Annotated in this window: 47 protein-coding genes and 1 pseudogene; 9 read left to right on the top strand and 39 right to left on the bottom strand. The window is 70.0% G+C overall.

Annotated features, from left to right (window positions below):
- Nucleotides 1-12: 12 nt before the first annotated feature.
- From FF041_RS23895 to FF041_RS23855, 9 genes are all read right to left on the bottom strand, one after another.
- Complete coding sequence (locus FF041_RS23895) at nucleotides 13-834, bottom strand: hypothetical protein (protein WP_153524715.1); 822 nt, start codon at nucleotides 832-834, stop codon at nucleotides 13-15.
- Nucleotides 831-1,289, bottom strand: coding sequence for a hypothetical protein (locus FF041_RS23890; protein ID WP_323392528.1), 459 nt, complete (start codon nucleotides 1,287-1,289; stop codon nucleotides 831-833). Before FF041_RS23890 ends, FF041_RS23895 begins: the two co-directional genes overlap by 4 nt.
- Nucleotides 1,286-1,963: a hypothetical protein gene (locus FF041_RS23885; protein WP_153524714.1), complete on the bottom strand. Its 678-nt coding sequence runs from the start codon at nucleotides 1,961-1,963 to the stop codon at nucleotides 1,286-1,288. The genes FF041_RS23890 and FF041_RS23885 overlap by 4 nt, the downstream gene beginning before the upstream one ends.
- 9 nt (nucleotides 1,964-1,972) lie before the next feature.
- The gene (locus FF041_RS23880; RefSeq protein ID WP_153524713.1) at nucleotides 1,973-2,191 is read right to left on the bottom strand and encodes a hypothetical protein; all 219 of its coding nucleotides are present in this window, start codon (nucleotides 2,189-2,191) and stop codon (nucleotides 1,973-1,975) included.
- Nucleotides 2,188-3,207, bottom strand: coding sequence for a winged helix-turn-helix domain-containing protein (locus tag FF041_RS23875; RefSeq protein WP_153524712.1), 1,020 nt, complete (start codon nucleotides 3,205-3,207; stop codon nucleotides 2,188-2,190). The genes FF041_RS23880 and FF041_RS23875 overlap by 4 nt, the downstream gene beginning before the upstream one ends.
- 11 nt (nucleotides 3,208-3,218) lie before the next feature.
- Nucleotides 3,219-3,671, bottom strand: coding sequence for a Pycsar system effector family protein (locus FF041_RS23870; protein WP_153524711.1), 453 nt, complete (start codon nucleotides 3,669-3,671; stop codon nucleotides 3,219-3,221).
- 270 nt (nucleotides 3,672-3,941) lie between these two features.
- Nucleotides 3,942-4,094, bottom strand: coding sequence for a hypothetical protein (locus tag FF041_RS23865; RefSeq protein WP_153524710.1), 153 nt, complete (start codon nucleotides 4,092-4,094; stop codon nucleotides 3,942-3,944).
- Nucleotides 4,091-4,258, bottom strand: a complete 168-nt coding sequence (locus FF041_RS23860) for a hypothetical protein (RefSeq protein WP_153524709.1) — start codon at nucleotides 4,256-4,258, stop codon at nucleotides 4,091-4,093. Before FF041_RS23860 ends, FF041_RS23865 begins: the two co-directional genes overlap by 4 nt.
- Nucleotides 4,255-4,908, bottom strand: coding sequence for a hypothetical protein (locus tag FF041_RS23855; RefSeq protein WP_153524708.1), 654 nt, complete (start codon nucleotides 4,906-4,908; stop codon nucleotides 4,255-4,257). Before FF041_RS23855 ends, FF041_RS23860 begins: the two co-directional genes overlap by 4 nt.
- A 156-nt stretch (nucleotides 4,909-5,064) precedes the next feature.
- Here FF041_RS23855 and FF041_RS23850 point away from each other — a divergent pair, with 156 nt between their 5' ends.
- The 4 genes and pseudogenes from FF041_RS23850 to FF041_RS23835 all read left to right on the top strand — a co-directional run bounded on the left by FF041_RS23850 (nucleotide 5,065) and on the right by FF041_RS23835 (nucleotide 7,092).
- A complete protein-coding gene (locus FF041_RS23850) occupies nucleotides 5,065-5,385 on the top strand; it encodes a helix-turn-helix domain-containing protein (protein ID WP_153524707.1) in 321 nt (106 codons plus the stop codon).
- Nucleotides 5,366-5,590: pseudogene (locus FF041_RS40575) on the top strand (GIY-YIG nuclease family protein); the annotation flags it as partial. The gene FF041_RS23850 and the pseudogene FF041_RS40575, both read left to right, overlap by 20 nt.
- A 369-nt stretch (nucleotides 5,591-5,959) precedes the next feature.
- Nucleotides 5,960-6,784 carry a DUF6221 family protein gene (locus FF041_RS23840; protein ID WP_153524705.1) on the top strand — a complete coding sequence of 275 codons (825 nt, stop codon included), beginning with the start codon at nucleotides 5,960-5,962 and terminating at the stop codon, nucleotides 6,782-6,784.
- Nucleotides 6,781-7,092 (top strand): hypothetical protein, encoded by a 312-nt coding sequence (locus tag FF041_RS23835; protein WP_153524704.1) that lies wholly within the window; start codon nucleotides 6,781-6,783, stop codon nucleotides 7,090-7,092. Before FF041_RS23840 ends, FF041_RS23835 begins: the two co-directional genes overlap by 4 nt.
- A gap of 57 nt (nucleotides 7,093-7,149) precedes the next feature.
- Here FF041_RS23835 and FF041_RS23830 read toward each other — a convergent pair whose 3' ends face one another.
- The 29 genes from FF041_RS23830 to FF041_RS23690 form a co-directional block, all read right to left on the bottom strand.
- Nucleotides 7,150-7,407, bottom strand: coding sequence for a hypothetical protein (locus tag FF041_RS23830; protein WP_153524703.1), 258 nt, complete (start codon nucleotides 7,405-7,407; stop codon nucleotides 7,150-7,152).
- Nucleotides 7,404-7,709: a hypothetical protein gene (locus FF041_RS23825; protein WP_153524702.1), complete on the bottom strand. Its 306-nt coding sequence runs from the start codon at nucleotides 7,707-7,709 to the stop codon at nucleotides 7,404-7,406. Before FF041_RS23825 ends, FF041_RS23830 begins: the two co-directional genes overlap by 4 nt.
- 161 nt (nucleotides 7,710-7,870) lie before the next feature.
- Nucleotides 7,871-8,620 carry a hypothetical protein gene (locus tag FF041_RS23820; RefSeq protein WP_153524701.1) on the bottom strand — a complete coding sequence of 250 codons (750 nt, stop codon included), beginning with the start codon at nucleotides 8,618-8,620 and terminating at the stop codon, nucleotides 7,871-7,873.
- Nucleotides 8,617-8,994, bottom strand: coding sequence for a hypothetical protein (locus tag FF041_RS23815; protein ID WP_153524700.1), 378 nt, complete (start codon nucleotides 8,992-8,994; stop codon nucleotides 8,617-8,619). Before FF041_RS23815 ends, FF041_RS23820 begins: the two co-directional genes overlap by 4 nt.
- Nucleotides 8,995-9,063: 69 nt before the next feature.
- Nucleotides 9,064-9,204: a hypothetical protein gene (locus FF041_RS23810; protein ID WP_153524699.1), complete on the bottom strand. Its 141-nt coding sequence runs from the start codon at nucleotides 9,202-9,204 to the stop codon at nucleotides 9,064-9,066.
- A gap of 8 nt (nucleotides 9,205-9,212) precedes the next feature.
- Nucleotides 9,213-9,572 (bottom strand): DUF4326 domain-containing protein, encoded by a 360-nt coding sequence (locus FF041_RS23805; RefSeq protein WP_153524698.1) that lies wholly within the window; start codon nucleotides 9,570-9,572, stop codon nucleotides 9,213-9,215.
- Entirely contained in the window at nucleotides 9,572-9,985 is a 414-nt protein-coding gene (locus tag FF041_RS23800; protein ID WP_153524697.1) for a hypothetical protein, read from the bottom strand. The genes FF041_RS23805 and FF041_RS23800 overlap by 1 nt, the downstream gene beginning before the upstream one ends.
- A 75-nt stretch (nucleotides 9,986-10,060) precedes the next feature.
- Nucleotides 10,061-10,498, bottom strand: coding sequence for a hypothetical protein (locus FF041_RS23795; protein WP_153524696.1), 438 nt, complete (start codon nucleotides 10,496-10,498; stop codon nucleotides 10,061-10,063).
- A 194-nt stretch (nucleotides 10,499-10,692) separates the two neighbouring features.
- Nucleotides 10,693-10,920 (bottom strand): WhiB family transcriptional regulator, encoded by a 228-nt coding sequence (locus FF041_RS23790; protein ID WP_153524695.1) that lies wholly within the window; start codon nucleotides 10,918-10,920, stop codon nucleotides 10,693-10,695.
- A gap of 37 nt (nucleotides 10,921-10,957) precedes the next feature.
- On the bottom strand, nucleotides 10,958-11,236 hold the full coding sequence (locus FF041_RS23785) for a hypothetical protein (RefSeq protein ID WP_153524694.1): 279 nt from the start codon (nucleotides 11,234-11,236) through the stop codon (nucleotides 10,958-10,960).
- The gene (locus FF041_RS23780; RefSeq protein ID WP_153524693.1) at nucleotides 11,233-11,508 is read right to left on the bottom strand and encodes a hypothetical protein; all 276 of its coding nucleotides are present in this window, start codon (nucleotides 11,506-11,508) and stop codon (nucleotides 11,233-11,235) included. The genes FF041_RS23785 and FF041_RS23780 overlap by 4 nt, the downstream gene beginning before the upstream one ends.
- 169 nt (nucleotides 11,509-11,677) lie before the next feature.
- The gene (locus FF041_RS23775; RefSeq protein ID WP_153524692.1) at nucleotides 11,678-12,391 is read right to left on the bottom strand and encodes a zinc finger domain-containing protein; all 714 of its coding nucleotides are present in this window, start codon (nucleotides 12,389-12,391) and stop codon (nucleotides 11,678-11,680) included.
- Nucleotides 12,388-13,362 carry a hypothetical protein gene (locus FF041_RS23770; protein ID WP_153524691.1) on the bottom strand — a complete coding sequence of 325 codons (975 nt, stop codon included), beginning with the start codon at nucleotides 13,360-13,362 and terminating at the stop codon, nucleotides 12,388-12,390. Before FF041_RS23770 ends, FF041_RS23775 begins: the two co-directional genes overlap by 4 nt.
- Nucleotides 13,332-13,790: an HNH endonuclease gene (locus FF041_RS23765; RefSeq protein ID WP_228388572.1), complete on the bottom strand. Its 459-nt coding sequence runs from the start codon at nucleotides 13,788-13,790 to the stop codon at nucleotides 13,332-13,334. Before FF041_RS23765 ends, FF041_RS23770 begins: the two co-directional genes overlap by 31 nt.
- A gap of 72 nt (nucleotides 13,791-13,862) precedes the next feature.
- Nucleotides 13,863-14,276, bottom strand: coding sequence for a hypothetical protein (locus FF041_RS23760; RefSeq protein ID WP_153524690.1), 414 nt, complete (start codon nucleotides 14,274-14,276; stop codon nucleotides 13,863-13,865).
- Between the two features lie 75 nt (nucleotides 14,277-14,351).
- Nucleotides 14,352-14,627 (bottom strand): hypothetical protein, encoded by a 276-nt coding sequence (locus FF041_RS23755; protein WP_153524689.1) that lies wholly within the window; start codon nucleotides 14,625-14,627, stop codon nucleotides 14,352-14,354.
- Entirely contained in the window at nucleotides 14,624-14,866 is a 243-nt protein-coding gene (locus tag FF041_RS23750) for a hypothetical protein (protein WP_153524688.1), read from the bottom strand. Before FF041_RS23750 ends, FF041_RS23755 begins: the two co-directional genes overlap by 4 nt.
- A complete protein-coding gene (locus tag FF041_RS23745) occupies nucleotides 14,866-15,660 on the bottom strand; it encodes a hypothetical protein (protein ID WP_153524687.1) in 795 nt (264 codons plus the stop codon). The genes FF041_RS23750 and FF041_RS23745 overlap by 1 nt, the downstream gene beginning before the upstream one ends.
- Complete coding sequence (locus FF041_RS23740; protein ID WP_153524686.1) at nucleotides 15,657-16,022, bottom strand: hypothetical protein; 366 nt, start codon at nucleotides 16,020-16,022, stop codon at nucleotides 15,657-15,659. Before FF041_RS23740 ends, FF041_RS23745 begins: the two co-directional genes overlap by 4 nt.
- Nucleotides 16,023-16,102: 80 nt before the next feature.
- A complete protein-coding gene (locus tag FF041_RS23735; RefSeq protein ID WP_153524685.1) occupies nucleotides 16,103-16,510 on the bottom strand; it encodes a hypothetical protein in 408 nt (135 codons plus the stop codon).
- Nucleotides 16,510-17,295 (bottom strand): hypothetical protein, encoded by a 786-nt coding sequence (locus FF041_RS23730; protein ID WP_153524684.1) that lies wholly within the window; start codon nucleotides 17,293-17,295, stop codon nucleotides 16,510-16,512. Before FF041_RS23730 ends, FF041_RS23735 begins: the two co-directional genes overlap by 1 nt.
- Nucleotides 17,292-18,164, bottom strand: coding sequence for a PD-(D/E)XK nuclease-like domain-containing protein (locus FF041_RS23725; protein ID WP_194292142.1), 873 nt, complete (start codon nucleotides 18,162-18,164; stop codon nucleotides 17,292-17,294). The genes FF041_RS23730 and FF041_RS23725 overlap by 4 nt, the downstream gene beginning before the upstream one ends.
- 101 nt (nucleotides 18,165-18,265) lie before the next feature.
- On the bottom strand, nucleotides 18,266-18,652 hold the full coding sequence (locus tag FF041_RS23720; RefSeq protein ID WP_153524682.1) for a hypothetical protein: 387 nt from the start codon (nucleotides 18,650-18,652) through the stop codon (nucleotides 18,266-18,268).
- Complete coding sequence (locus FF041_RS23715) at nucleotides 18,649-19,161, bottom strand: hypothetical protein (RefSeq protein ID WP_153524681.1); 513 nt, start codon at nucleotides 19,159-19,161, stop codon at nucleotides 18,649-18,651. Before FF041_RS23715 ends, FF041_RS23720 begins: the two co-directional genes overlap by 4 nt.
- 183 nt (nucleotides 19,162-19,344) lie before the next feature.
- Nucleotides 19,345-19,572: a hypothetical protein gene (locus FF041_RS23710; protein WP_153524680.1), complete on the bottom strand. Its 228-nt coding sequence runs from the start codon at nucleotides 19,570-19,572 to the stop codon at nucleotides 19,345-19,347.
- Nucleotides 19,572-19,715, bottom strand: coding sequence for a hypothetical protein (locus tag FF041_RS23705; protein WP_153524679.1), 144 nt, complete (start codon nucleotides 19,713-19,715; stop codon nucleotides 19,572-19,574). The genes FF041_RS23710 and FF041_RS23705 overlap by 1 nt, the downstream gene beginning before the upstream one ends.
- A 226-nt stretch (nucleotides 19,716-19,941) precedes the next feature.
- On the bottom strand, nucleotides 19,942-20,409 hold the full coding sequence (locus FF041_RS23700) for a DUF6197 family protein (RefSeq protein WP_323392522.1): 468 nt from the start codon (nucleotides 20,407-20,409) through the stop codon (nucleotides 19,942-19,944).
- A 91-nt stretch (nucleotides 20,410-20,500) separates the two neighbouring features.
- Complete coding sequence (locus FF041_RS23695; protein WP_153524678.1) at nucleotides 20,501-20,743, bottom strand: helix-turn-helix transcriptional regulator; 243 nt, start codon at nucleotides 20,741-20,743, stop codon at nucleotides 20,501-20,503.
- A complete protein-coding gene (locus FF041_RS23690) occupies nucleotides 20,727-21,029 on the bottom strand; it encodes an XRE family transcriptional regulator (protein ID WP_153524677.1) in 303 nt (100 codons plus the stop codon). The genes FF041_RS23695 and FF041_RS23690 overlap by 17 nt, the downstream gene beginning before the upstream one ends.
- 268 nt (nucleotides 21,030-21,297) lie before the next feature.
- Here FF041_RS23690 and FF041_RS23685 point away from each other — a divergent pair, with 268 nt between their 5' ends.
- From FF041_RS23685 to FF041_RS23675, 3 genes are all read left to right on the top strand, one after another.
- Entirely contained in the window at nucleotides 21,298-21,663 is a 366-nt protein-coding gene (locus tag FF041_RS23685) for a helix-turn-helix domain-containing protein (protein WP_323392520.1), read from the top strand.
- Nucleotides 21,664-21,825: 162 nt separating this feature from the next.
- On the top strand, nucleotides 21,826-22,068 hold the full coding sequence (locus tag FF041_RS23680) for a hypothetical protein (protein ID WP_153524675.1): 243 nt from the start codon (nucleotides 21,826-21,828) through the stop codon (nucleotides 22,066-22,068).
- Nucleotides 22,058-23,338: a tyrosine-type recombinase/integrase gene (locus FF041_RS23675; protein ID WP_323392518.1), complete on the top strand. Its 1,281-nt coding sequence runs from the start codon at nucleotides 22,058-22,060 to the stop codon at nucleotides 23,336-23,338. Before FF041_RS23680 ends, FF041_RS23675 begins: the two co-directional genes overlap by 11 nt.
- 402 nt (nucleotides 23,339-23,740) lie before the next feature.
- On the opposite strand, the gene FF041_RS23670 is transcribed toward FF041_RS23675, so the two are convergent.
- On the bottom strand, nucleotides 23,741-24,529 hold the full coding sequence (locus FF041_RS23670) for a GntR family transcriptional regulator (RefSeq protein WP_153524674.1): 789 nt from the start codon (nucleotides 24,527-24,529) through the stop codon (nucleotides 23,741-23,743).
- 117 nt (nucleotides 24,530-24,646) lie between these two features.
- Here FF041_RS23670 and FF041_RS23665 point away from each other — a divergent pair, with 117 nt between their 5' ends.
- Complete coding sequence (locus FF041_RS23665) at nucleotides 24,647-25,054, top strand: NUDIX hydrolase (RefSeq protein WP_323392546.1); 408 nt, start codon at nucleotides 24,647-24,649, stop codon at nucleotides 25,052-25,054.
- 57 nt (nucleotides 25,055-25,111) lie between these two features.
- Nucleotides 25,112-25,522: an ATP-binding protein gene (locus FF041_RS23660; protein WP_407698188.1), complete on the top strand. Its 411-nt coding sequence runs from the start codon at nucleotides 25,112-25,114 to the stop codon at nucleotides 25,520-25,522.
- Nucleotides 25,523-25,946 lie beyond the last annotated feature (424 nt).

Genomic DNA, 25,946 nt, shown 5'->3' with positions numbered 1-25,946 from the left:
GGCGGACCAAGATCAGACGGTGTGGTGCCGGGTGTGGTCGGCCGGGTCTTTGATGATCGTCATCCCCTCTCGACGTTCCACCGTGACGCCGTTGTTGGTGTTGTTGTTGCCGGGCTGACCTGCGGCAACAACACCCCCCGGGGTGGGGGGAGGGGGTGGGGGGACGTCGTCCCGGTGGACGCCCTCCAGGCCCGATCGGCCGGGCATCCTCACGCCGGCCCGCACGGGGATGCTCATGCCGGTGAGGAGGTCCCGCACTTGTCCGGTGGTCCATGGCCCGCCGGGGAGGGCCCCGGCGAGGGTCTTGAGGTGGACTCCGCCGGTGGGACCGGAGAGGTCGCGGAGGAGTGCCGCGACGGTGTCCCGGGTGGGGGGTTCGGCGGCGGGGTCGACGGGTTCCTCGGACGGCGGTGGGGCTTCTTTGTCGCGGGGTTTCCGGGGTCCGGGGGGCGGGGCGACGGCCCATGCGGCGGCGGCCCAGCCCGCTCCCCCGGCGGTGGTGATCACGCCTTGTACGGGATCGCTGACGTGAATGTCGGCCAGCTGGTCGGCGATCAGCGCGGCGATGGTGCTGATCGCCCCTGAGGCGAGGAGGGCCCCGAGACCGAATATCGCGGCGGTCTCGCCGAAGGACCGTTTCCCTGGCGGCTTCTCGGGCTCGTCTTCGGCGGGCTCGGGCGCCGGTACCGCCCCGGCCTGGGACCAGGCCCAGGCGATGCTGCGGCCGATGCACCGGCAGATCCGTCCGGCGAGGACCACGGATCCCCGGTAGAGGGCGGTGATCGCGGCCCAGCTGCCGCGGGTGACGGTGCGGACCTCGCTGATGGTGGTCACAGCGCCCCCAGGACGCCGGCGAGCTTGACGACGAGGGTGGATCCGATGCCCCAGATCCCTCCGGCCTGCCCGTAGGTGACGCCGGCGGAGATCCCCAGCACGGACGGGATGACCAGTTTTTCCCATTTGAAGAGGAACATTGTGGCGGTGAGGGCGAGGGCGGTGAGCCCCAGGCCGACGTCCCCGGCGGCGGTGCCCTCAACCAACGCGGCCGGCACTTCGGCGACGCCTTCCGCGACGTCGCCCCACATGTCGCCTGCTGCGGCAGCGAGGGTCCCAAACACGATGCCGATCCCGCCTGCTTTGTCGCGGGTGAGCTCGATGCGGTCGGATCCGCGGAGTCCGGCGAGGAGGACGATGCCGGTGGTGATGGTGAGGCCGGACATGCCCACGCTCCCGAGGACGGGCCCGGCGGCCAGGGTCTGGTCGGCGGCGACGAGGAGGAGGGCGGTCACAGCAGGGCTCCGGGGGCGTAGAGGGCGGAGGAGAGGACGATGGTGGCGAGGGGGATGCGGGCGGCCCACCGAAGGACTGGATGCCAGCCGGTGGTGCGGCGGTCAAGGAGCGCCCAGCAGGCCACCGCGGCACCCCCGGCGATGATCAGCGGGGCGAAGAACTGGGGCCACGGATGGACTTGAGTCAGGGCTTCCGACAGGAACGGGCCGGTGCCCTGTGCCCAGAACGCCCCGGCGAACGCGGCGGCCGGGCGGGCGCGGTCCATGGCGGCGACCGGGAGACCGCGGAGGATCGTCTGGAGGGCGCCGCCGGCGCGCCATCCGGCGTACGCGGCCCCGGCGGTGACGGCGGCGACGCCGAGGGGTACGAGCGAGATCGTGCCGACGGCGAGGGCGTCCGGTCCGGCCATGAAGTTTCCGGTGATGCCCCACAGGGCGGCGTGGCCGAGTGCGGCGGCGGTGCCGTTGTAGGCGAGCCAGCGGAGTCGCCGGTTCGGTACGGCGGCGGTGAACGCCTCGGCGATCTCGCCTTTCGGTTCGTCCTGCTTGTCCGGGGTTTCGTCGGGAGTGTCCACGGCTGCCGTGTCTGCGGTGCCCGTTCCGGGTTCGCCGCGGAGGCTGAGGAGGTAGTGGCGGACGCGGTTCTCGTCCGCGTCCGGTGCGCTGCTGGTCATCGCGGGCTCTCAGTGGATGAGGTGGCTGATGGTCAGGGCGAGGGTGGTGCCGGCGGCGACGGTGAGCGCGGGGCGCGTCCGGCCGGCGGCGAGAGAGAGGGCGGCGAACATCAGGCCGTAGCCCTCGGTCAGGACCGCGGCGGTGGGGTTGAGGAGGCCGAGGACGGCGCAGGCGTGCCAGGCGTCGGCCAGGTCGCGGAGAGTCCACTCCCCCGCGGGGGCGGTCATGGCCGGGGCCTCCTGGGCGTCCGGGCTTCGCGGAGGTACCGCTTCGCGGTCGCCGAGCTGACCTCCAGGCGCTCAGCGACCTGAGCCGAGGTGAGCCCCGGGTCCTGATCCAAGAGCTCAGCCACCTTCTCGACGGCGGCGAAGCGCTGCGCCGACTGGGCGGACAGGTGCGCGGAGAACCCGAAGGGCTCACCGGGCTGGGCCGGGGGCTCAGTGGGACTGGCCAGCGACGACGTGAGAACAAGAGGGGCCGTGGAGGGCTCGGGCTCGACAGGCTCAGCAGGGGGCTCAGTACGCTCAGCCGCCGGTTGAGCCTGGGGGTCAGCGGGCTGAGCCGCGTAGCTGAGCGCAAGCGGCGAGCGGCGGTCGATCTCGGCGCGCATCTCCAGCCGGTCGAGGGCGATCTCGAAGTCGGCTTGGTCGCGGGCGGCGGTGATGCGGGCCTGCTGCCGGATGCGCTCGATCGCGGCGTCGGCCTCCGCCTGGACCTGGGTGCGGCGTGCGGCGTTGATGCGGGCGGTGTGCTCGCTGTCGCGCATCACGGAGTGGATCTCGGCCTGCTGTTCGTCGGTGAGCCGGGTGGGGTCGCGGAGGGCGGGCAGGGCGATCTCCCAGACACCTTTGCCGACGAGGACGACGAGCGGGCCAGCGATCGTTTGCCCGAGGTGGTCTTCCTCGATGCCATGGAGGACGAGGAGTGCGCCGACTCCGAGGGCGATGGCCCATCCCGCGGCGCGGGGGATCCAGGTGCGGCCGGCGACGGGCACGCGGTGGTATTCGGCCCAGAGGACGGTGAGCCAGCCGATGTCACCGGCGAAGGCGACGGACAGGCCGAAGGGTCCGGATTCCATGAGGTCGGTGATCGCGTAGCCAGACCAGGCGAGGGAGAGGGCGGCGAGGAGGACGGCCCCGATGAGGATCCGCGGGGCACCGGTGCCGGTGTACGCGGGCCGGGCGGTCGGGGGCGGCTTGGGCTTCTTGGGCTTCTTGGCGCGACGAAAGAGGCGGGCGAGCACGGTGGTCTCCGTCAGATGGTGGCGAGGGCGGCGGCGAGAAGGATGGTGAGGTTGCCGGCGCGGGTGAGGTCGACGGCGCGTTGGAGCTTGCGGTATTTGGCGAGGGCGATGCGGGAGAGGGTTGCGATGTCGTCGGCCCGGCTGTCGGTGGCGAGTTCGCGGCGGATCTCGAAGCTGGTCTGGGTGGCCCACAGGGGGAACCCTGCTGGCGCGTTGCCGCCGAGGCGGGGCCGGACGGCGTGGAGAAGGAGGGTGATGGATCCGCCGAGGGTGACGATTCCGAGGCTGCCGGTGATCTGTGCGGCGAGGGCAATGTCGTGGAGGTCTTTGGCGAGGGCTCCGACGGCGAGGAGGACGGCGCCGTTGAAGGCGAGGAGGAGGCCGACTTTGTTGTCGACGCGGGCGATTTCGGCGCGGACTTCGTCGTGGGCGCGGTCGAGGGCGGTGTCGGGGTCGTATGGCATGGCGGTTCTCCGGGTCGGTGGTCGGTTGGGATGGCCGGGCCCGCCCATTCCCCGGCGGGCGCGGCCGTGCCGCGCGGGACTGGCCGGGGGGCGGTTCAGCGGCGGCTGGTGGGCCAGAGCAGGGCGTAGATCGTGAAGGCGATGAGTCCGGCGAGGGCGAGCATCGACAGGACGATGGCGATGTAGATCACGAGGTCGGGCCTTTCAGCTGGTTCGGGGTGCCGCGCCCCGGCTGGCGGGGGTGGTGCCGGGGCGCGGCGGTCTGGGTGGCTAGTCGTCGTGGTCGAGCCGGTTGGGGCTGGAGGCGCTGGCGGCGCGGAGGAATCCGATGGGGTCCTCGGTGGGGCGGGGGTCCGGGGGCGGCAGCGGGTTCGTTTCGAAGGTGCCGCCGGGGTCGCGGTGCGGGAGGGGGGCGGGGCTCATCGGGTCCTCCACTGGCGTTCGCGGCGGGCGCGGCCTTCGGCGTAGCTGTCGTAGTCGGCGCGGAGAGCAGCGGGGGTGACGGTGGGGAGGCCGGTTTCGGCGACGGTCGGGTCCGCCGGGGCTGGCTGTTCGTCCGGCTGCTCGGGGTCGGTGTGGGTCATCACGCGGCGGCCGTCTCGCGGGTGCCGTCGAGCTCGGCGATCAGGGACGGGCCGTTGTTGGTGAGGTCCCAGAGGGTGGCTTCGTAGCGGATGTGCGCGGCAGTGACCTGATCGTGGCGGGCGGTGGCGGTGATGTAGGCGGTGACGAGCTCGGCGCGGGCGTCGTGTTCGGCGGCGGCGATGTCGTCGGCCGAGGGGATCTGGGGGAGGTCGGCGGTCTCGTGGGTGTGGGCGACGAGGGCGCGGCAGATGGTGGCGAGCTGTCCGGTGGCGGGGTGGATGCCGCTGAGGCCGAGGTGGTGGGTGATCGTCTGCCCGTCGTGGAGGTCGTAGGCGTAGATCCGGTTGCGTGTGGTGCTGCTGGCGGAGGTGTCGTGGAGGCCGGGGATCGCGGGGCGGTCGATCTGCGCGAGGTACTGCTCGGCGAGGTCGATGATGAGCTGCTGGCGGCCGGGACTGGTACGGGTCCAGGCGGTGATGGCGTGCCGCGTGAGCCGGAAGTCGCCAGGGATGACGGTGACGGTGGGCCGGACGTGGGACGCGGCAGCGTGAGCAGCCAGGTCGGCGGCCGACATCACGGCCAGAGGGCCAGTGCCGTGCCGGTGACCGGCGGCGACCAGGCGACGAGACGCGGTGACGGAGATACGATCCATGAGGACCTGCCTTTTCGTAGTGGTTGAGGTGGGTCCGGCCCCGGCCAATGGAGGTGCAACTCCGGCCGGGGCCAACTGCGTTCAGCTGGACTGCTTGATGCCAATGTATGGGCTCCCATACACTGACGCAAGCGGCTCCCCGGAAATGAGGACGGGATGGCCGAGAATCCGATCGAGGAGGAGGCGCAGCGTGTGTTCGAGGCCCTTGGTGCAGTTGAGGAGATGACGGACCCCTTGGCGCGAGCGCGCGCAATCGGCCAGCTACTCAAGGATCAGGCGGAGCGGAACAAGCGGTTCATGGAGTACCGGCGTCAGGTCGTGCTCGATCTACGGGCGCAGAAGGTCCCGTATCGGAAGATCGCCGCCGAGTTGGGCGTGTCCCTGGGGACCGTGCAGGACATCGAGCGGGGCGCGGGCAGATGGTCTTCCCGGCCGAAGCCGAAGACCAAGGAGAGTCATGAGCAGCAGCCAGAGTGAAGTGCGCCGGACGGCCGTGTACCGCCTGTTCGACTCGGGTGACCAGCTTCTATATGTAGGGGTGGCGCACGATCCGAAGATGCGCTTCAGGCAGCACCGCAGAGAGAAGTGGTGGTGGCCGCAGGTGGCCGTCCGCGAGGTTGAGTGGTTCACAGACCGAGCAGGGGCACTTGCGGCGGAGGAGTGGGCAATCGAACGGGAGAGGCCGCGCTACAACGAGGCGGGGGTGCAGTGGCCCGTCTACCTGCTCGGGGAGGTTCCAGCTGCGACCATGACCATGACGGAGTTCCGTTCGGACCCCATCAGCACGATTGACGCCATCGCGGGCGGAGGTCCGCCCGTCGTTCTGACGAGGAAGCAGCGGCCCCTTGTCGTTCTCGTCCCGTATTCCGAGCAGCTGAAGCGCCCGACTGAGAGAGATCCGTCAGCAACGGGTCCTGAATCTGCGCAATCAGGGGAAGACCTGGCAGGAGATCGGCGACGTGATGGGGGTGCACTTCACCCGCGCTCAGCAGATCGCCAAGGGGCTGCGCGGTAACAAGCGCCCAAAGAAGGGCGAGACGGAGGAGAGCTCGTGAGCAGCCATTACGCCACCGTGACGGTGAGCATGCTCAGCGTCGGGGAGGTACGGGACGCGCTGCGGGCGGCCGGACTCCGGGTCGACGCTCACCCGGGGCTGCCGACGGTGCCGGATGTGGAGGTGTGGACGGTGGACGGGACCGTGGTCGTGAAGGTCGGCGTCGCGCCCGGTGAGCGTGCGGGCGCGGCAGCGATCCCGGGCCGAATCCGGGAGGCGCTGACCGCACACGGGCTGACCGTGGAGTCGGAGGAGGCCCTGAAGGCTGGCGAGGCCGTACCCGTCAGCCGCGCCCAAGTAGCCGAGGAGGCCCCGGTGCATGATCTTGTCGACTTCCTGACCGCCCGCTACGACGAGGACGAGCTGTGGGCGGTAGAAGCGAGCCGAGACGGAGGGGAAGGGCCCGCTCAGCCGGGGGGCGTGCACTGGCAGTGGGTTGAGCCCGGAACGGACACCCCTGTCGAGCCGGACCCGGCGCGGGGGCCGATGCTCACCGACGCGGAGGAGAACAACCGCTTCTGCCTGCGGAGCGTGGAGGAGTTCCCGACGAACATCGGCACGCTGCTGCCGCAGTTCGCGATCGACACGGACGAGGTGCCCGCTGCTGCGGCTGGGCACATCGCCCGCCACGATCCGGCCCGGGTACTGCGGGAGATCGACGCCAAGCGGCGGGTGCTGACCGAGTACGCAGAGGTCATACACAACGAGGGCGCCAGCTACGAATGGGCAGGCGGCTGGGCCAACGGCCTGGGCCGAGCAGCGGCCTTGCTCGCTCTGCCCTACACCGATCATCCCGACTACCGGGAAGCGTGGCGGCTGTGAGCACCGAGGAGATCCCGCTCGACGGGGCCCGCGCCATGGCCTTCCACGCCGCGTTCGAGAAGCGCGACCACTACATTCACTCCGAGCAGATCCATCGGCTGGTCGACGGCGAGGCCCGCGTGCCTCTCCCCGGCTGCCCGGAATGCGACGCGCCCGCCGAGCAAGTGGGGTGGTCCGTCTTCGACGAGCCGATGGCGATTCGGGTCGATGTGTATCCGTGCAGGCATCAGTTCCACGTCGACCGGCCCGCCGGTGAGATCCGGAGGAGCGGAGACGGCTGGGTCACGGTGGAGGAATGGATGCCGTAACCCCGGGCAGCAGTGAGCCCCCGACCACCGCGGTCGGGGGCTCTGTCGTGCCGGGGGTCAGCCTGCGTGGACCAGTTCGACGAGTGTGATGTCGCCGCTCTTCGCGCTGACGATCCACGCGGTGATCAACGGGCCGACCGCAGCCGTCCGCACCTGCACCGGGCCGCCGGGATCCTGCCCGTAAGGGCTGGTCGCCGCATGCGGGTCGATCCTCAGCCGCTCGGCGACGAAGTCGTGAAGCGCCGAACGCGGGCCGGGCGGGAGGTCCCAGATCCGCTGCTGGAAATCGGTGGGGATGATGACACGCCAGGTCACGCGGCCCGTCCCTCCCTGCTGCTGGCACTGAGCTGCTGGAGGAAGTCGTCGGTTGCGTCGGCCGCCGCGTCGGTCGGCTGGTGGCCGGCCGGCGGTTCGCCGTGGCGGGCGATGTGGTCGACGATGTGGTCGAGTCGGCGCTCGGCGGCCTGCCACTCGGTCACGGTGCTGACCCAGCGGTCCAGCACGCCGGGGACCGCGGCCAGTGGCGCGAGGTTCACTTCGGCGAGGAACTGCTGCCGAAGTGCGGGTTCTGGTAGGGCGTGGGCGATGGAGTCGATGGTCCACTGCTGCTCGGTCATGGCCTCACGCTTCCCTTCTAGCGGTTCGCCCCGTGCGTCCGCGGGTCCACGGTACCGCCCGGCCGGGCGGCCGGGCGGGTGGTCGGGCCAGGATCACTCCGCCGGGGCCCCGTCGTCCCAGACGCCTCCTGCCTGGTGGCCGCAGTGCTCGGCGGGCCGGGTCATCGGTCGGTCTCCTGGTCGAGGGCGGTGTCGAGGGCGTCAGCCCAGAAGCGGGCGCCGGTGATTCCGTGCATGTCGGCGACGACGGCCCGGACGCGGGTGATGGCGGCCTCGGCCCGTTCGGCGCGGGCTTCGGCCTGCTGGCGGGCCTGGTGCGGCGTCAGCTTCCCCACGCGCTGGAGCACGAAGGCGAACCGCTCGGGTGACTCGCCGACCTTCACGGTCATCTCCACCGGGGTCTCGCTGTAGTTCGGAGCGTCTCCGAGCATCGCGCGGGCGGCGCCGACCCACTGGGCGACCATGTCGCGGGCCGGTTCGATGTCCATGCTCATGCCGTCGCGGAAGTCCATGGACTTGAGGCCGGTCTCGTCGAGCTGCTTCTGGATCCAACGTTCCCGGGCCTCTTCGTCCCGGCCGTCCAGCTCGGCGAGCAGCTGGTCCCGCTCCGCCTCGGCCGTCTCGGCGCGGGCTCGGAGTTCGGCCTCGTATCGGTCGGCGTCGTGCTTGTGGAGCTGCCGGGTGCGTTCGGCCGCCGCAGCGAGGTCGGCCCATTTCTGGCAGTCCGCCCGGAGCTGCTCCATCTCGGTGTCGCGGGCGGCGAGGATCGCGTCGGCGAGGTCGTGCCAGACAGCCCGGTGGTGGTCCCACACGCGGCCAGAGGCGAGGAAGGCGCGGCTCCCGGCGTGTCCGGCGAGGGCGCGGGCGAGTCGCTCGCGGAGTTCGGTCGCTTCGGTCGCTGGATCGGTCATCGGTTCGCCTTTCTGGCAGCTCGGACTATCGCGCGGCGGGTGGCCCGGTTGGCGGCCGGAGCGGGCTCGGGATCGTGGTGGGCGGGGACTCGGCGGTTGTCGGGCTGGCGTCCGAGGACCGCCGTCGCCATCCGGACCGCTAGTTCCCTGTCCTCCGGGGTGCCGGAGCGGTCGCCTGCCCAGGCGTCGGCCATGCCCTCCAGCCAGCGGGCGTGGGTCTCAGCGTCTTGCCGGACACGGTCGGCGGCTTCGCGGAGAAAGTCGGGCTCGGGCTCGGTGGCCAGCTGCTCGCCGCCCCAGCGGAGGGCGGTCTCCCAGCGGGTCCCGGGGCGGCTGGCGCGCTCACCGCGCGGCGTGCTGGACGGGGCGGTCATCGGGTTCTCCTGGTGGTGGTGGACTGGGCGGGTGCCGCCCCCGTCGTCAGCGGGGGCGGCGTGCTGCTGTCAGCAGGTGCAGCTGTCGGTCTTCTGGAGGCAGTCCCAGCAGCGGGGGCAGTCGCATCCGCAGGCGCAGTCGGCGTGCTCAGCGCTGGTGCCGATGCAGTAGCAGCTGTTTTCGCCGCAGGCTTCGGGGTGGTCGGACATGGTTCTCCTTAGGTGGGGTTGGCGAGTGTGAGTAGTACGGCGGCGTGGCAGTGGTCGGGCTGACCGGGCTCTGGGAGCGGGCAGTAGCAGGCGAGGTTCTTGCCGCGCAGTTCGTGCAGTCCGTCGAGGAGGCGCTTTCGGGTGGCGGCGGCTTCGGGGCCCATCCACCATTGGTCGGAGCCGCGCACCCAGGACTGGAACGCCATGTGGCATGCCTCGCGGGCCTGCTCGGGGGTCTCGGCCCCGAGCCATTCGACGGCCCCGGCGAGGGTGAAGGGGTTCCCGAACCGGCTGGGCCGGGTGACGATGACGGTGTTGTCGGGCTTGCGCCAGCCCTTGGTGCGGCGGCGCTGGAGTCGGGCGGGCATCAGCGGGTCTCCTTCGGGGTGGTGGGCCCGGTCTCGGCTGGCTGGTCGGTGGCCGGGGTGTCCAGCAGTTCCACGGGGATCAGATATCGGTCTGCGCCGCCGCCCGGCCTGAACATTTCGCCGAGGTTGAAGCGGGCGATGGTCGTGTACACGCGCTTGGCTGTGTCGTCGTCGCGACCGTGCGCGAATTTGATGAGCGATCGGCACAGGGCTTGGTAGGCGTGCACTTCGGCGCGGGCGGCGCGGAGGTCCTGGGTTGTGGTCAGCTCGGCGCGGAGCCGCAGGGCTTCGACGTCGGTGACCTCTATCGCGATCTTGTCGTAGAGGCGTTGGGCTGCTGCGGCTGGATCAGGGGCGAGGGTCGTGTGGCTGATCCAGTGGGTCAGCTCCCGCATGCCGGGGGTCGTGATCACGGCCGGCCTCCTGGGTGGTGGTGGGATGGTGGGGGTGCAGCGCCCGGATATCGGCCGGGCGCTGCACCGGGTCGGTCACGGGGTGGTGGGCGCGGCGTCGGTCACCCGGTCGGCGAACTCCTCCAGCTCGCCGATCACGTCCTGCCAGCCCTGCCCGTACCAGACCGGTCCGGTCAGCGCGGTGCAGTTGACCGGGATCGAGCGGAGGTGGGCAACGGCCCGGTCGAGGATCTGCCGGTGGTCCAGCGGGGGCGCCGTGCTGCGCATCTCCAGCGCGGCCCGCAGTGCGTTGACGACGGCGGGGATTCGGATCGTCTCGGGGAGCTGCTGCTCCCAGCAGGTGGCCATCTGCTGCACGCGGTCGAGGATGGCGTTGAGGGCGGCGGCGTGCTGCTCGGCTGCGGCGAGGGCTTTGTCGGCGCGGTCGCGGTCGGTCTGCATGTGTTCGAACCGGCGCTTCCAGAAGTCGCCGCGCCGCTGCGCCTTGGCGACGGCCGGGTCGGTGGTGGTCACAATGAGCCTTTCTTTGCAGTTGCGGTGTTTGCTGTGGCGTGTGGGCGGGTGGTTGGCGGCGGGATCCAGCCCGGGCGGCCGGTCAACCGGCGGCGCTCTGCGGGCCCCTGAGGGCCGCTCAGGGTCCGGGTCGACCCATGGGGCGGATCCGGGCCGTTCGGCCGCGAGACAGCCGCACAGGCCCCCTCCCGGCCTCACGCAGCAGGCCGGACAAGCCGCCGCCGCTCCGCCCCCGACAACCCGCCCCACACCCCGTGCCGCTCCCGCCGCTCCAGCGCATACGCCAGACACTCGGCCCGCACCAGGCACCTGGCACACGTCTCACGCACCCAGCCAGGCACCGTCCCCCCGTCCGGATACCAGGCGTCGGGATCGATCCGGGCGCACAGCGCGCTCTGCTTCCAGTCCAGGTCAGAGGTCATTTCGTACTCCTGGTCAGTGGTGGTGGGGTGGGGTGGGTCAGGGCGTGGTGCCGGAGCTGGGGCAGCGGGTTCCGCTCGGATCCCGGTGGCGGCGTATGAGGCCGGCGGTGGTGATGAGCTGGCTGGTGCCGCAGGTGGGGCAGGGGGGCCGGGTCCCGGCCGAAGGCGCGGGTGCGGTGGGGGTGATGGTCCAGCCGCTGGAGGCGAGGTACATGGCGACGCGGGTGGCGCGGGCGTCGAGGTCTTCGCCGATGAGGTCGGCGTCCTCCTCGGCCGCGCGGATCGTGGTGAGGACCGCGGCGGGGATGGCGGTCACCGGCTGGCCTCCAGTTCGGCGATCCGGGCTTCGAGAGCGGCGATGCGGGCGCCCGTGGAGTCCTCGGTGGCGCGGCGCAGCAGCTCGTCGAGTGCTCCTGCCGTGCCGGGGTAGCCCTTCGCGAGGATGAAATTCCGGAGCATGGCGGACGGCATCTCTACCTCGCACGTCACGTCGCAGTACCCGTGATCACCGGCTGCGTGGGCGCGCTCGGTCTCCTCCCGGTCCTCGCGCTGCTCGTCGGATTCCGGTGCGGCGGGGATGGTGCTCATGCGGCGGGCCTTTCGGTGCTGGTGGTGCGGGACGGATGGGGGCTGGGGAGTCGGCGGCCGGTGGCGGGGACGGTGCACGGCTGGCCGGGGAGGGCCCGGCAGTGGGGGCAGGGGACGGCGTGGGCGGGGTTCTGTGGGCCTCCGAGCCCGGCCGGGCGGGGCGCGCCCATCAGGACGCCTGCTGCTCGCTGGTGAGCCGCTCCAGGGCCCGGCGGGACATTTCCCGGATCCGGTCCTCCTCGGCGGCCCGCTGAGCGGCGGACACCTCGGGCTCCCCGGCGGCGGCCCGGCGGCGTGCGGGGTGGGCGCGGGGGATCGGCTTGCCCATTGGGTACTTCGCGGTCGCTCGGCCGGTCTTGCACGGATGACCGATGGCGGCGGCGCAGCGGGGGACGGGGCAGGCGATGGACAGCGGTCCGGCGACGTGGACGGCCGCGGCAGGTTCGTCATCGACGGGCTGGCCGACCGTCCAGTCACGGGCTTCCAGCTCGCGGACGAACCGCGCGTTCGGGCCGCCTTCGAGTACGGGCCTGTCGGCGGGGGCGGGGATGCGGCCGGAGGCGACGGCGGCGACCTGGCCGCGGTAGCGGGCGAGGTAGTGCGGGTCGCTGTCACCCGGGGGCGGCTCGTACTGGTAATTCTCCAGCCGGGCGTTGCGGATCTTGGTGCGGAGGGTGCGGACGTGGTGGGGCAGGATCCACAGCCGCTCATTCGGGTTCTGGGGTGGGGTCGTGTAGTAGGCGGCGACGGCGTTCCGGGTGTCCTGGTCGAACGGCACGTCGGGCAGTGCGGCGGCCCAGGACTTGGCGGCGGCGACGGAGGGCTGCCGGTTGTCGAAGCCGGAGCAGTGAGCGAGCAGCTCAGCCGCCTGGTCGGCGTTCATGCGGGGTCTCCTTCCTGGCGGAGTTGCTGGGCGATGGCCATCCATCCGGCGACTTTGGCGTCGGTGCCGGTGAGGGTCTGGCCGGTCGGCAGGGCGATGACGTTGGAGGGTGGTCGCTGGCCGCGGTCGGCGGCCCGTTTGGCGTCGTCGCGGATCCACTTCTGCCAGGCGTCGGGCCAGCTCTTCCGGTGGGCGCCGGTGGAGCGGTAGTGGCTGACGAACTGGGCGGTGGAGTGGTCGATGTCGATGAGGGCGGCGTATCCGTCGCGGTGGGCCCAGCGGCGCATTCCGTCAGTCACCGTGAAGCCGGCGTCGTCAATCGGTGCGGGGCCATCAGGCCCGGGCGGGCGGCTACTGCTACCTGCACCCTCCCTAACTGCATCAACCACCTGTGGTTGGGCTGGGAGGGGAGGGGAGGGGACCACCGCTTCACCCTCATGGGTGTCACGCCGTGACGTACTGCCGTGACCAGCGGTTTCATCGCCAAACAGGGGTTCATTTTCACGCGAGTTTGGAGCGAAACTCGATTCATTTTCGCGCGAGTTTGAGTCGAGAATCGCGTCAGAATCGCGCGAGTTCCGCTCGCTTCGCTGTCTGCTGCGGCCCTTCTGCTGACGCTTCCGGGCGTGCTCGCGGGCGGATTCGATCTGGGCGCGGGACCGGTTGTAGTCGAGGTAGTCGTGGATGATGTAGCCGTCCTCCGTCGGCTGTTCGCAGCGTCCACAGGTGTGGCCGTGACTGTGGAGGAGGCCGACGGTGATCAGCTTGCGGACGGTGGCGGGGGTGCCGTAGTCGCGGACGATGGACCCGTCGAGCTGGCCCTCGGTCAGGTGCTTGGCGGCGTGCACACCGAGGCGGCAGAAGAGGCCGATGGCGGCGTTGCCCGCCTTGCGCACCTTCGGGTGTGTGTCGAATCCGTCGTCCAGAGCGAACCAAGGCATTAGATCCGAGCCCCCTTTGCGCTGTTGCACGAGCGGCAGAGCGTTGCGAGGTTCTCGTCGGAGTCGCCTCCGGCTCGGGAGCGGGGGTGGATGTGATCGAGGGTGAGATCGTCGGTTGCGCCACAACGACCGCAACGATGTCCGTCTCGGCTGTAGATCCGCTCGCGCTGCCCGGGGCCGTACTCCGGATCCCGATCGACGCTGAACGCGTCGTGAGTGATCAGGAAGTCGCCGTCGATTCTGGTGGCCCACAGGCTGGCGGCGACGAGTTCGTCGGCGGCCTTGCGTGCCTGACGGACCGGAAAAAGTTGCGAGATTCCCTTGCTCGGAATGACGCAAGCTGTGCCGTGTCGGGCAGTCCAGCAGATGGCGGCGAGGTGCAGCCGGAAGGCACGGTCACTCAGCAACATCACGGCGGGTGAGTGGATGAACCGTGTGTCGAGCTTGATCTGCGCCATCGCGGCTTCCTTCTTTGTACGGGCTGTACAGGGGTTCGGTGGTCCGGGGCGCGGGCCCCGGACCAGGACGGGTCAGGGACGGGCGGAGGCGGCCATGCGGGCGAGGGCGGCACAGTTGCCCAGCAGGGCCCAGACGGACTCGACGTACTGCTCGCTCTCCAGTGCGGTCCGGAACAGGGCTGGGGCGGTGACCTTGTCGTCGTTGGCGTAGGCGACGAGGAACCGGTTCGCGAACAGCTCGGGCGGGGACGCACCGTCGAGGGCCTGGAAGCCCCACCCGCCGGTGTCCGGAGTGGGTGCCTGGTCGCCGTACAGCTTGATCAGGGCGGCCTTCCCGTACTGGGCGAAGCCGCAGCAGGCGGCGTAGATCTGGAAGTCGCCGTCCTTGCTGATCTCGTGGAGGGTGGTGAGTGCGCCGTCCTTGTCCTGGGCGATGGCCTGCTTGACGGCCTTCGTGACGAGCTGGGTGAGCTGAGTGGTGTCCACAGTGGGCTCCAGAGGTTGGGGCTGTCCGGGGCGGGGCTCGGGGCCGGCCGCTCCGGACGGTCAGGCGGGGAGGGGTCAGGCGGTGCAGGTAGGGCAGAGGTCGGCGTTCGGTGTGCAGGTCCAGCCCTCGGCGCGGAGGTGACGGCGGGCGATCTCGAACCGCTCGGGCCTGCTGGTCCGGTCGTTGACGAGGTAGTCGCGCTCGTCGGCTCGTCCGCAGTGGTCGCAGAAGACGCCGATCTGGGCCGGGTGCAGGGCGTCGGGGCCGGTGTCGTCGGACCGGAGGATCGCTGAGACGGTCTCGGGGCTGGCGGCCCATACATCGGGGCTGGTGGGACGGAACGCGGTCATCGGGCGGGTCCGTTCTGGGCGAGTTCGGTGGTGGTCATGAGGTCGTGGGGCACGCGTCCGGTGCGGAGGACGGTGTCGATGTCGTCGGCAGCCCGCCGGATGTGCCGGGCCCGCTCGTACCGGGCCTCAGAGAGCACGCGATTTGCAGTTGTGATGGCGAGAGACTCCGTGGAGTCCGCGATCTCCCGCCACCGCTCGGCGAGGGTCGCGAGCGTGACCCGCAAGCGGTCGTCGGACATCAGGCGGCCTTCCTCAGGCTGTGGATGAGGTCGTGGACATAGGCGGGGGCCATTCCGAGGCGGGCGGCGATCTCGCCCTCGGAGATCCCGAACTCGACGAGGTGGACGATCTCCTCGCGGCGCGCGGCGCCCTGCTGGTTGCGGTTGAGCGGACCGGACTGCATGTCGGTCTCGGGCTGGGTGTCGGGATCGTCGATGTCGTCCCATGCCATCGGGCTCAGCCAGCCGTTTCGGCGGGCGATGCTCCTCGCGTGCGTGCTGGGTCCGGGAATGCGCGCGAGGCGTCGGTACTCGCGGGCGACACGCTCCGCGGTGGCGGCCCGGACCATGGGGTGGTGACCGCGGGCGAGCCGGCCGAGAGCGCTCTGGTGCAGCCCCAGTTGGGGCGCGAGCTGGGCGAGCGGCCAGCCGATCGCCACCAGGGCGCGCACGCGGCGGATGGTTCCGGTCGGGTCGGTGTCCCTGAGGTCGGCGGGCGGCGGGCCGATGGAGATGGTGAGGATTGCGAGCGCGGTGTGGCGGGCGACGGTGGGCTGTCCGGCGATGATGGCGCTGATGATGCGGTGGTGGATATCTGCGGCGCGGGCGATCTGGGCCTGGCTCCAGCCGGCCGCTCGGAGTCGTTCGGCGTGGGCCCGGGTTTGGACGGCGGGGGTGCGGCGGGGTTTCCCCGCGAGGGCGTCGAGGCGGCGTCGCTTCATGTAGCGGTAGTGGGCGGTGGAGCACTCGGTGCGACGGCAGCCTCGGAGGTAGCAGGCGCGGGTGCCGTGGTCGGGGAGAGGGCGCTGGCTCATGCCGCCCTCCCGGTGTGTGCGGTGCGGCGGTGTGCGGCGATGGCGTGGCCTCGGGCGGTCAGCGTCCAGACGGTGAGCCGGTGGCCCTTGGTGGCGGGGCTGGTGGAGGGCACCATCGCGCCAGTCGGCCGGATGATCCCCCCGGCCTGGAGCGCCTTGATCGCAGCACCGAGATAGCCGTGGCCCATCTCGGGAAGCAGCGTCCTGAGATCGTTGGCGGAGAAGGTGTCGCGGGTCTCCCCGACCGCGAGGATGGCCTGCTCGACAAGGAAGCGGTCCCATTCGGACTGGTCGGCTATGGCAGCGAGGGTGAAGTCGCGGTCCGCGGCGGCCAGCCGCTCGGCAACAGTGAGGTGAGGCATTCGGGTCTCCTCTATGGTCTGAGGGTGGGGCCCGGCCGGGGCCGGGAGGCAGGACATCCCGGCCCCGGGGGCAGACAGGGCTAGCTCGTCTCCCGGTCGAGCGCGGCGTCGAGGAGACGACGCTCGGCCTCCGTGTAACCCATCGAGTCCATGAGCTGACCGGACAGACGGGAGGTCACCCGCTTCTGCTTGGCCAGCTCGGCCCGGAGCCTGGCGACGGCACGGGCGAGCCGGTCGATGCGGGTCTCGTAGCGGACGAGTGCGGCCTCGCTGCCGATGGCGTACACGTCCATCGCAGCGGTGTACTGACGGAGTCGGCGCGCGGCTCCGTCGAGCTGGTCGGAGAGATGGGTAGCGTGCGCGTCAGCCCTTCGTGACCTCTCACTCTGCTGGACGGCATCGGTCGTCGCCGAGTCGAGGGCGGCTTGCAGGATGGCGATGTGCCGGTGGAGACGGCGGTACTCGCGGGAGCGGACAATGCGCCACATCAGACGGCCCCCGACCCGGGCTCCGCGACCGCCGGCCACGCGACGGCTGGCTGGTCGTCGGTCTCCTCCTGTTGCCACAGCCCGTCACCGTCGTCGTCGGGGTGGTCGTCGCGGCCGACGGTGTACTGCTCCTCGGGAGCCGTAGGGGCGGGCTGCTCAGGTACGGCGGTGATGGCGGCGACGTTGAGCGGGGCCTTCGGGGCGATGACCTGCCCGGTGTAGACCGAGGATCCGTCAAGTTCCTCGGCGACGTAGGGCATGCCGTGCAGGGCGTCGGAGGCGACGAGGCGGCAGATCTCCCCGGTGGCGCGGGCGACCAACATCGTCTTCGGCTGCTTCTTCCACTGATCCTTTCCGAGGAGCCCGAGGAGCCGGGCACGGGGGATGTCCCACACGACCTGCTGCCAGCTCTCGGATCCATTGCGGCGGCCCCGCATGATGCAGAGCGTGTCCGTGGACTCGACGACCTCGACCTCATGCCCGCGGGCCTGGAGGATGCCGCGCATGGCGTGCGCACGGAGAGCGGGCTGCCCCTGGATCACGTCGATAGACTTCAGCGCGGTCATCGGCTGGAGGCCGAGCTCCTGCCCGGTGAGGATCGCGGCGGTGATCTCATCGGGTTTGCCGCGGTAGGCGCCAGCGAAAGACGTCTTGGCCAGAGACTGAGCAACGATGGAGGCCTGGCGGGCTGATTCGACCCACTGCATGAGGTCGGTCGGCTGTGCGGCCGGGGTGTCCGCCGTGACGACGGCGTTCTCGTCGCGGGTGGCGATCTCGCTGGTCACTTCAGGTACTCCTCAGTTTCGGACAGGACGGCCCACAGCGGCATGGAGATGACGGGTATCTCGGTGACGGGGCCGGTCCAGTCGGGCCAGATGCCGGTGCGCTGGCAGTCGGCGTAGAGGCGCAGGGCGCGCTGATTGCGGGCGCGGCCGATATCGCGGTCCTGCTGGTTGAGCTCCCGCACGGTGATCAGGTACGGGGCGGCCTTCGACTGGAAGACGAAGACGAAGCGGCATCCGTCGGGGGCGAGCCCGGCGGCCTCGACGCCGTCGGTGTAGAGGGCGTCCTGCTGGTGGTAGGCGCGGTCCCGGATTGCCTTGGATACGGTCTCCGGGTCGGCGCTCTTGATCGTCTTGTAGTCGACGGCGAGGGTCAGGCCGGGCAGCTGCTTCAGCCAGTCCGGGCGGACCCGGCAGCGGACACCGGTCGCCGGGTCGGTCCAGAAGATCGACTGCTCTGCCAGGCCCGTCCCCGGGGTGAACAGCGGGCCGGCGAGCGGGTGCTGGCGGATCGCCTCAGCCATCGCCTGGACCATGTCGTAGTCCTTGGTGAGGAGCGGCGTCTTGCCTTCGGCGTAGGCGGCGTCGCGCTGGTCCTGCGCGCCCTTCTTCCGCCAGTCCGGGTAGTCGATGACCTCCAGCTCCGGGCCCTCGCCCAGCACCATCAGGTGCGCGGCGTGCCCGAGGTCGAACTCGCGCTTGGGGGGCTGGGGGTGGTCGAGGTCGTAGCGGAGCTGGGCGGGGCATCCGGGGGCGAGGATTGTGCGGAGCCCGGTCGACGAGATCGACGTCCGATCGGCGTGGTAGTCCTCCGCGGACAAGCCGTCGATGACGGCCGGGGCCAATGCCTCAACCTCGGGCGTGATCGTCATCGCGGGCTCCTGGGGAGGTAGTAGCGGCCATCGCTCGGCGACTCGGGGCGGGAGGCCGGGCCCGGGGGCCGGGACCGAAGTCCCGGCCAGCGGTGCGATCGTCATCCGGCATCGCCGCCGCGTGCGACGCCCCTCAGGTACTCGCGGAAGCGGCGAGCCTCCCCCACGCTGGGGAGCGTCCGCCGGCGGCGGGCCTGGCCCTCCCGCCAGTCGACTCGGGTGCCGGAGACGCGGATGGTGGTGATGCGGGGTGCCGTGGACGCCCCGGCAGTGGCGGCCTTCTCCGCGCGCTGCCGCAGCAGATCGGTAGCCCATGCGGCGCCGTCGTCGAACGCACGCGCGTCCGAGTCCGCGACATCGTCGGGCAGCTCGGCGTCGTCGATCTCGTCAGCGGCCGTCCGCAGCGTCTCGGAGCTGATCGCGGCGTACAGGCGGTCGGCGTCCGCGCTGGTCATGTACCTGCGCAGCTCGGTACGGGCATCGGTCATCGGGTGCCGTCCTCTCGGGTGTCGGGGGTGTCCTTCTCCAGCGCGGCGGTCTCGTCGGCCATGCGACGGAGCTCGGTGATGGCGGCCATCAGGCCGGGGCCTCGGGTGTCGCCCCAGCCGTCCTCGAACCGGTCCGCGGCGCGTATGGCGCGGACCTTGGCGTCCAAGGCGTTAGCAGCCTCCTGCAGCACCTCGGCCCGGGAGATGGGCGGGTTCAGCATCACCATGATGGTGTCCTCGCTGATCGCACGGCCGATTCGGCCGTAGACCGCGAGGTAGCAGTCAGTCCCCCCGCTCATGGTGAAACTGCCGCCCTTGTAGCCCTCGTAGGTCTCGCCAAGGGCGCTCACCGCAGCGTCCAGCATGTCGCCGACCGTCACGTCCTGCGCGGGCTCAAACGCCAGCTCGGAGTAGTAGCCCCGGTAGGAGTGCGGGCTGGCGAAGCCGTTCCGGACGACCTGCGCGGGGTCTGCCTGCCTCAAGGCGGTGATCAGTTCGTCGAGCGTCATGCGGCCCTCCTCGGGGCGTTCGTCGTGGTGGTGTCGGGACGGGGCGGCATCCAGCGGGCCAGCGAGCCGTACCCGTCCTCAGCCATCGCCTGCTCACACGGACCGATCGGACGGGCGGTCACAGACCAGTGGATGCAGTCCGCGCCGTGCCCGTACACGTCACGGCAGTCCGAGCCATCGCAATCACTCATCGCCGTCCATTTCGTTGCAGTCGTCGTGGCGGTCGTCGAAGTTCCGGCACACCCAGCCGCACCACGTCCGACCCGCCGGAATCGCCCGCTCACAGCCCAGACACGACGTCACCGGCTCAGCCAGCCCCAGGCCCCGCAGCAGCCGATCCCCCGCACCCGCAGGCACGACCGGCAGCACCAGCACGTCGGACACCGGGATCACCCGCTCCTCCAGCGCCATCACGACCCACCCCCGGACGCGGGCGCGACATCGACCTCGGAATCCGGCTGCTGCGGCGTCGCCGCCTTCAGCTCAGCCAGTACCTGAGCCGCCGCGCTCCAGCTCTCCGACGGCACGTCCAGCCGCTCCAGACCGTCCGACATCAGTCGTCACCGCCCTCGGATACCTCGCCAGCCGCGAAAGGACCGAACTCGAACCCGGCCAGCCCGTGCTCCGCCAGCTCCGGCAGCGTCGCCATCACGAACTCCGGGCAGTCACACACCCCCGCCACCGCGTACAGGCCACGCCCGTCAGACGTAACCGCCCGACGCAGCCACGACACACCATCCGCTGTGGTCACCGCGATCGGATCCCTGCTCTTCGGGGTGCTCACAGCGCCACCACCGTGGCGTCAGCAGCCGCCTCCAGCACCGCCACCACCGACTCCACCGACCGACCCGGGGCATCACCCCACGCCGCGATGTGCTCCTCCAGGTCGAAGATGCCCGTCCGGTACGGGCCGACCTCCCCGCCGACCTCCAACCGAGCCGCCAACACAGCGATCGCGTTGTCAGCCAGCAGACTGTCCCGATGCGGATCACCCGACATCGCGCACTTCAACGCCGCCACGATCGACATCGGCCGCAGAGCATGCGGAACATCCATCTCCCGATCGAACGCATCCGGGACGTAATCCCCCTGCCAGTGACCGTTCGCCGCGATCAACCGGGCCGCAGCCCGGAACGCCTCGGCCACAGTCGTCGGGCGGGTCGGCAGGACACCGACGACCCGCACCGTCCGCCGATCACCCGCCGGAAGATCAGTCGGCGCAAAGCGCCGGATAGACTCAATAGTCACGGTGGACCTCTTCGTTTGTTGGTTGGTTGAGGTACTGCCGGAGGGGCTTCCTGGACCAGGCACGGTCCGGGGGCCCCGAAACTTTTGGGGGTCAGGCGGTCGCGGTGGCCAACTCGCAGTCACGCGCCGGGTCGTTGTCCGCCATCCACGCCTCCACCTCGTTCAGGTCGAAGCGCTTCTCGCGGCCGGGGTATGGGCGGACCGGCATTCCCTGCTTGATCCACTTCATGACCGTCCAGTCGGAGACTCCGTAGAGGGTCTCCAGCTGAGGCTGGGAGAGCAGGGGGGTCAGGCCGGCAGGGAGGGGGACCGTGCGGTCACTCTTCTTCGGCATCAGCCCTTGACCTTTCTACAGTTGCTGTTGAATGTGGAGGCATGCTGAAGAGCCGGTGCATTCGGGCGTCGAGCCCTTCGGTGATCAGCCATGCCGTGTGCAGCTCGCATCGGTCTCGCGCGGTGCGCCCCGTGCCGGTAAGTCGGCCTATGGCGGCCGGGCTGACTCCGCGCCCTTCCGGGTCGACCGCTCGGGTCAGCTCGGACAGCTGGTCGAGGGTCAGCTTCTGTCGCTTCATTTCGTCGCGGATTGGCTGGCCTTCGCTCTTGCGGAGCACCTTTGGCATGGGTACCTCGTGCGGGGTGAGACGGGTGCAGCCTCGACGTTGAGGCGTTGCGACATTTCTACAGTTGCTGTTGAAGTCTGTCAACGGGGAAGTTCCGAGAACTTCCGAGGATTCGTCGAGTGCGGGTGGCGTGATTCGCACGGGCGTTCTACCGTGTGGCGCATGCCGACGCGACGCCGCGTAGCGGGGAGGCTGCGCGCTGCTCCAGTTCTCGCCACGCTTCTACTTTTACTTGCGAAAAGTAGAAGCTGAGGGCACCCTTACGTCTGTGGAGACCACCGACGAGACCCCCGGCGAGGACTTCGCGCAGATCCTGAAGCGCCTGAAGGACGAGTACGGCATCCGGAGCGACAGTGAAATCGCTCGTCGCATCGACGTGTCTCCCGCCACGGTCAACACCTGGGTGCACCGCAAGCGCCGCCCGCGCGACGAGGCCATCAGGGCCCTCGCTGCGGCGTTTCCTCGGTTCAGCAGGGAAGAGCTTTCTGCCGCCGCCGGCCGCCAGGCCCCCGGGCCGCTCAGTCCGGATGCAGAGCAACGGATCATTGAGCTGTTCCGTGAACTCACCAAAGATCAGCAGGAGTTCACCGAGACTCAGCTGCGCGCGCTGCGTGACGCAAACAGGACGCGGTAGGTCCTACAAAACCGGACCTGTTCACTCCCTGTAAGGCTCATGGGGCTCAATGTGCCAAGATCGGTCGCCTATTCACCCTCTTGGGGGTACGGTCGGTCGCACGGCCACGTCCTCCCCCGCGGCTGACAGCCTGTCGCCTGCCCGCATCACGGGGGAATTTGTATGTGCATCCGCACCGAAGCCGCTCCTGCCGCGCTCATCCTGCCGTGGGACCCGTCCCGTCATGTGATCACAGTGCCGCAGGGGGTGCCCCCTGAAGCGGCCCTCATAGGCGTGCGCGCCGTTCTCACCGAACTCGCCATCCCCCAGCCCTCGGCTGGTGCACGCTGCTGGTGCGGGGCCGCCGTGGAGCTGCCTCGCGTACCCAACCGGCAGGAGGACGAGGTGATCCATCGTGCCTCGTAGAGCAACGAACAATCCCCGCCAGGTCCGGAGCAAGAGCTGCGGCTGTGGGCTATGCCTGGAGGAGTATCCGCCCGAGGAGTATGGCGAGAGGAAGAAGCACCGGGACTGCATTGGTGCGTGGCAGGCCCGCTACCGGGATCCCGCTGGCAAGCAGAGGTCGAAGAATTTCAAGATCAAGGACGGCGGGAAGACGGCCGCCGAGGCGTTCCTCGACAAGACCCGCACCGACGTGCGCGAGCGACGGTACAGGGACCCCAAACGCAGTCAGATCCGCCTGGCCGCCTGGTGGCAGGAGTTCTGGGACGTCGAGAAGAAGAAGGGCAAGCTCACCACCCGGAACCGCAAGATGGGCATCTGGACCAAGTACATCAACCCCAAATGGGGCGGCTACAGGCTCATCGACCTCGAATACATGGCGCTTCAGCGGTGGCTGACGCACGAGGTCCCGGGCTACGACAGCCAGAAGAAGGCCAAGGAACTACTGATCGCTGTGCTTGCCGCCGCGATCAAGGACGGTGAGCGGATCAGTGTCAACCCCGCCGTCAATCTGGAAGTGACCGCAACGAGGAAGAAGAAGCACCCGGATGATCTGAAGCCGCCGACGGAAGCCCAGTACGCACTGATCCACGCTGCCCTGCCCCCGTATTACCAGGTGATCCTGAAGGACTTCGCACACGAGACAGGCCTGCGTCCAGGGGAGTACGCCGGGCTCCGCCTGCACTGTATCGACGACGATGAGCGACTCGCTCACATCAAGGAGATCCTCGTCCTCGACGGCGGCCGGCTCGTGCGGCAGCTGGCGCCGAAGACGGACGCCGGATTTCGCACGGTGCCTTTGACGGACCGAGCCTGGACGGCGGTCGAGTTCATGAAGGCCCGGTGGGCACCGGCTCGGACGCGGTCTGCGATCGGCGACGGCTACGACCTGCATGTGGAGGAGTTGCTGATCCGTGGGCCGCGCGGTGCGGCGCTCAACGTCAACAACCTGTCGCGGCCGTGGCATCGGGCAACGGTGCAGGCTGGAGTTGCCCGCAAAGTATACAACCCGGAGACGAAGCGGCATGAGTGGTGGCCGCGGGTCTACGACTACCGGCATACCGTCACGACCCGTCTGCATGGGGCGGGAGTCCCGGAGAAGGATGCCCAGTCGGTCCTTGGCCAAGAGCGAGGCGGTCGGGTGACCTGGGTGTACACCCATGAGAGCGAGGATGCGCGCGAGCGGGTCCGGGATGCGTTGGGCGGTGGACGTGGACTCCGGGTGGTGTCGTAGGCGGTTAGCCTCCGAATCCACTCGGAGTCCACATAGGGTCCACAACCCCGGCTCGGAGGTTCTCGGAGTGTCTCGGGGACTCCATAGGATGATGCGCCATCATGGCCGTCCGGGGTTCTCGGAGATTCTCGGAATTCCTCGGAAACCCTGTGACCTGTGGAAAGAAGCTCTTACAAAGCAGATGTCGGCGGTTCGAAACCGTCCGCGCCCACTAGTACGGAGGCCCCCAGTCGATCACGGCTGGGGGCCTCTGGCATCCACTGACGTTCGAGCTCGGTGGCGGCCCAGACCGGCGGAGGTCTCCTCGGGGTCAGCCTCCACTCTCAAGAACGCCTAGTCGTCTAGGTGAGATGATCCGAATTCGGGGGCCTTGCGGGAACGCGGACTGCTCTGACACGGCGGTTACTTGGCGGGCAGGTGGTAGTTGAGGATGTACGCGTCGGCGGCCATGACGGTGTCGCAGACCTCGACCGCGCGTCCCTTGGTGTCGAACGCGGTGCGGATGAGATGGATGACGGGCACGCCGGTGGCGAGCTGGAGCGTCTTGATCTCCAGGGGTGAGGGCATCCGGGCCCGGATCTCCTCCTCGAAGTGGTCCAGTGTGTGCCCGAGTTCTTCGAGCCGGGCGTAGATGCCGCCGGGGCCCGGGTTGGGCTGGGCGATCGGGGTGTCGCGGGCGATGTCGAGCGGCAGATACGAGGTGGCGAACTCCACCGGCCGACCGTCCAGCAGATACCGGCGCCGCCGGGCCAGCACCCGGCGCGGTGCGCCGAGCCGGGCGGAGACGTCGGTGGACGGCCGCTCCTCCTTGACCTCCAGGTTGTCCACTTCGGGGCGGCTGCCCGCCGCGTCCGCCTCCACGATGAAGGCCGACTTCCCCTGCTCCCGATGGCGCCGGGCGAACCGGTCCGAGGCGAGACGGCGCACGGGCGGTCGTGGCCGGACGAAGACGCCCTTGCCGTGTTCGGAGGAGACCAGGCCCTCGCTCTGGAGGATGGAGAGCGCGTTGCGGACCGTCATCCGGGAGACGCTGAAGTGCTCGACGAGCTCCGACTCCGAGGGCAGCTTGGCGCCCTCCGCGAACCGCCCCTTGTCGATCGCTTCCCGCAGGTGATCGGCGATCTGCCGGAAGACGGCACGGTCGCTGGTGGGGTCCAGCGAGCCGAGCAGGCCGGATGCGAGAGCGGCCATGTTTACTCCTTTAGATATCTAGACAAGAAGCCGAGTCGGGTTGCTACGGTGAAGAGCGTAGCCAGCCCTCCGGGACGAGGAATGCCGAACGTGACGATTGCCGAGCGCCCCCACTCCGTGAGCGTCGCCGGGGTGATCGTGGACGGCCACGGCCGCGCCCTGCTGATCAAGCGCCGCGACAACGGGCACTGGGAACCGCCCGGCGGCGTGGTCGAGGCCGGCGAGACCCTCCCCGACGCGCTCCAGCGTGAAGTCCTGGAGGAGACCGGCATCAAGATCGCCCTCCCGGCGACCCTGACCGGGGTCTACAAGAACATGACGGGCCTGATCGTCTCGCTCGTCTTCCGCTGCCGCGCCATCGAGGGGCAGCCGACCACCGGCGACGAGACCAGGGCGCTGCGCTGGGTCACGCGCGAGGAGGCGGCCGAACTGGCCGATGAGGCGTACGCGATCCGTGTCCAGGACGCGCTGGACGCTCTCTCCCCGCCCGCCGTCCGGGCTCATGACGGCGTGAAACTCATCTAGCACAAACCTGCGGTCCATAGCCGCCGCCAGCATAGGAGAACTTGTATGCACGAGTATATGAGTGAGGTTCGGGTGTGGGGCCTGATCTGCCCGGGCCGTACGGAAGAGATCGGCCGGGTACGGCGCTGGACCCGCGACATCCTCACCGACCACCCGAGCGCGGACGACGAGGTGGTGATCGTGAGCGAGCTGGGCACGAACGCACTCCTGTACACGGCCAGCGGCCAGGAGAACGGGGTCTTCCAGGTCGCCCTGGCCCTCTCCGACCATGTGCTCGCGGTGTCGGTCGCGGACGCCGGCGACAGCGCCACGATCCCCCGGATCGCCTCCGCGGACGCGGCGGCGGTGCACGGCCGGGGCCTCAGCATGGTCAGCACCCTCGCGAACCACATCGCCATCCACGACACCGGCCACGGGCACACCGTCACCGCCGAACTGACGACGGCCCGCCCCGGAGGCCACCCGTAATGACCGGCCTACTGGCGCGAGTCCATGCCATCGACCGGGGACCACACTCGCTGGCTCGCCTCCCACAAGGCTGCGACTCCACGCCCGGCGATCCGCTGGCTCCACGACCGCGCCCAGGACGTGACCGACCAGCTCGACGAGGTACGGGGCGGAGGCGCGGGTGCTGATCGTGAAGGCGATCGACGCCCTGGGCTGAGTGCGTCCGTACGGCCCGCGCGAGGGCAGCCGCCCTGATCGTGGCGGCTGTCCACGCGTCGCACGCTGCATCATCCTGCGGGCGGCCCTGCAGCCTTGTGCCAGCCGACGATCTTCCGTTCGTCCGGTGGCCTCGCCATCGTTGTGGCGGAAGCGGAACGTCAGTCCCGCCGGGTCCGCCGGGTCCGGGGGCGCGGTTCCGTGACGGATCTGGCGGGCGCCTCGCCGG

It is taken from the genome of Streptomyces jumonjinensis (assembly GCF_009600885.1).
Taxonomy (GTDB): domain Bacteria; phylum Actinomycetota; class Actinomycetes; order Streptomycetales; family Streptomycetaceae; genus Streptomyces; species Streptomyces jumonjinensis.
Note: the sequence above shows the minus strand (reverse complement) of the source record. Positions and strands in the feature narration are given on the sequence as shown.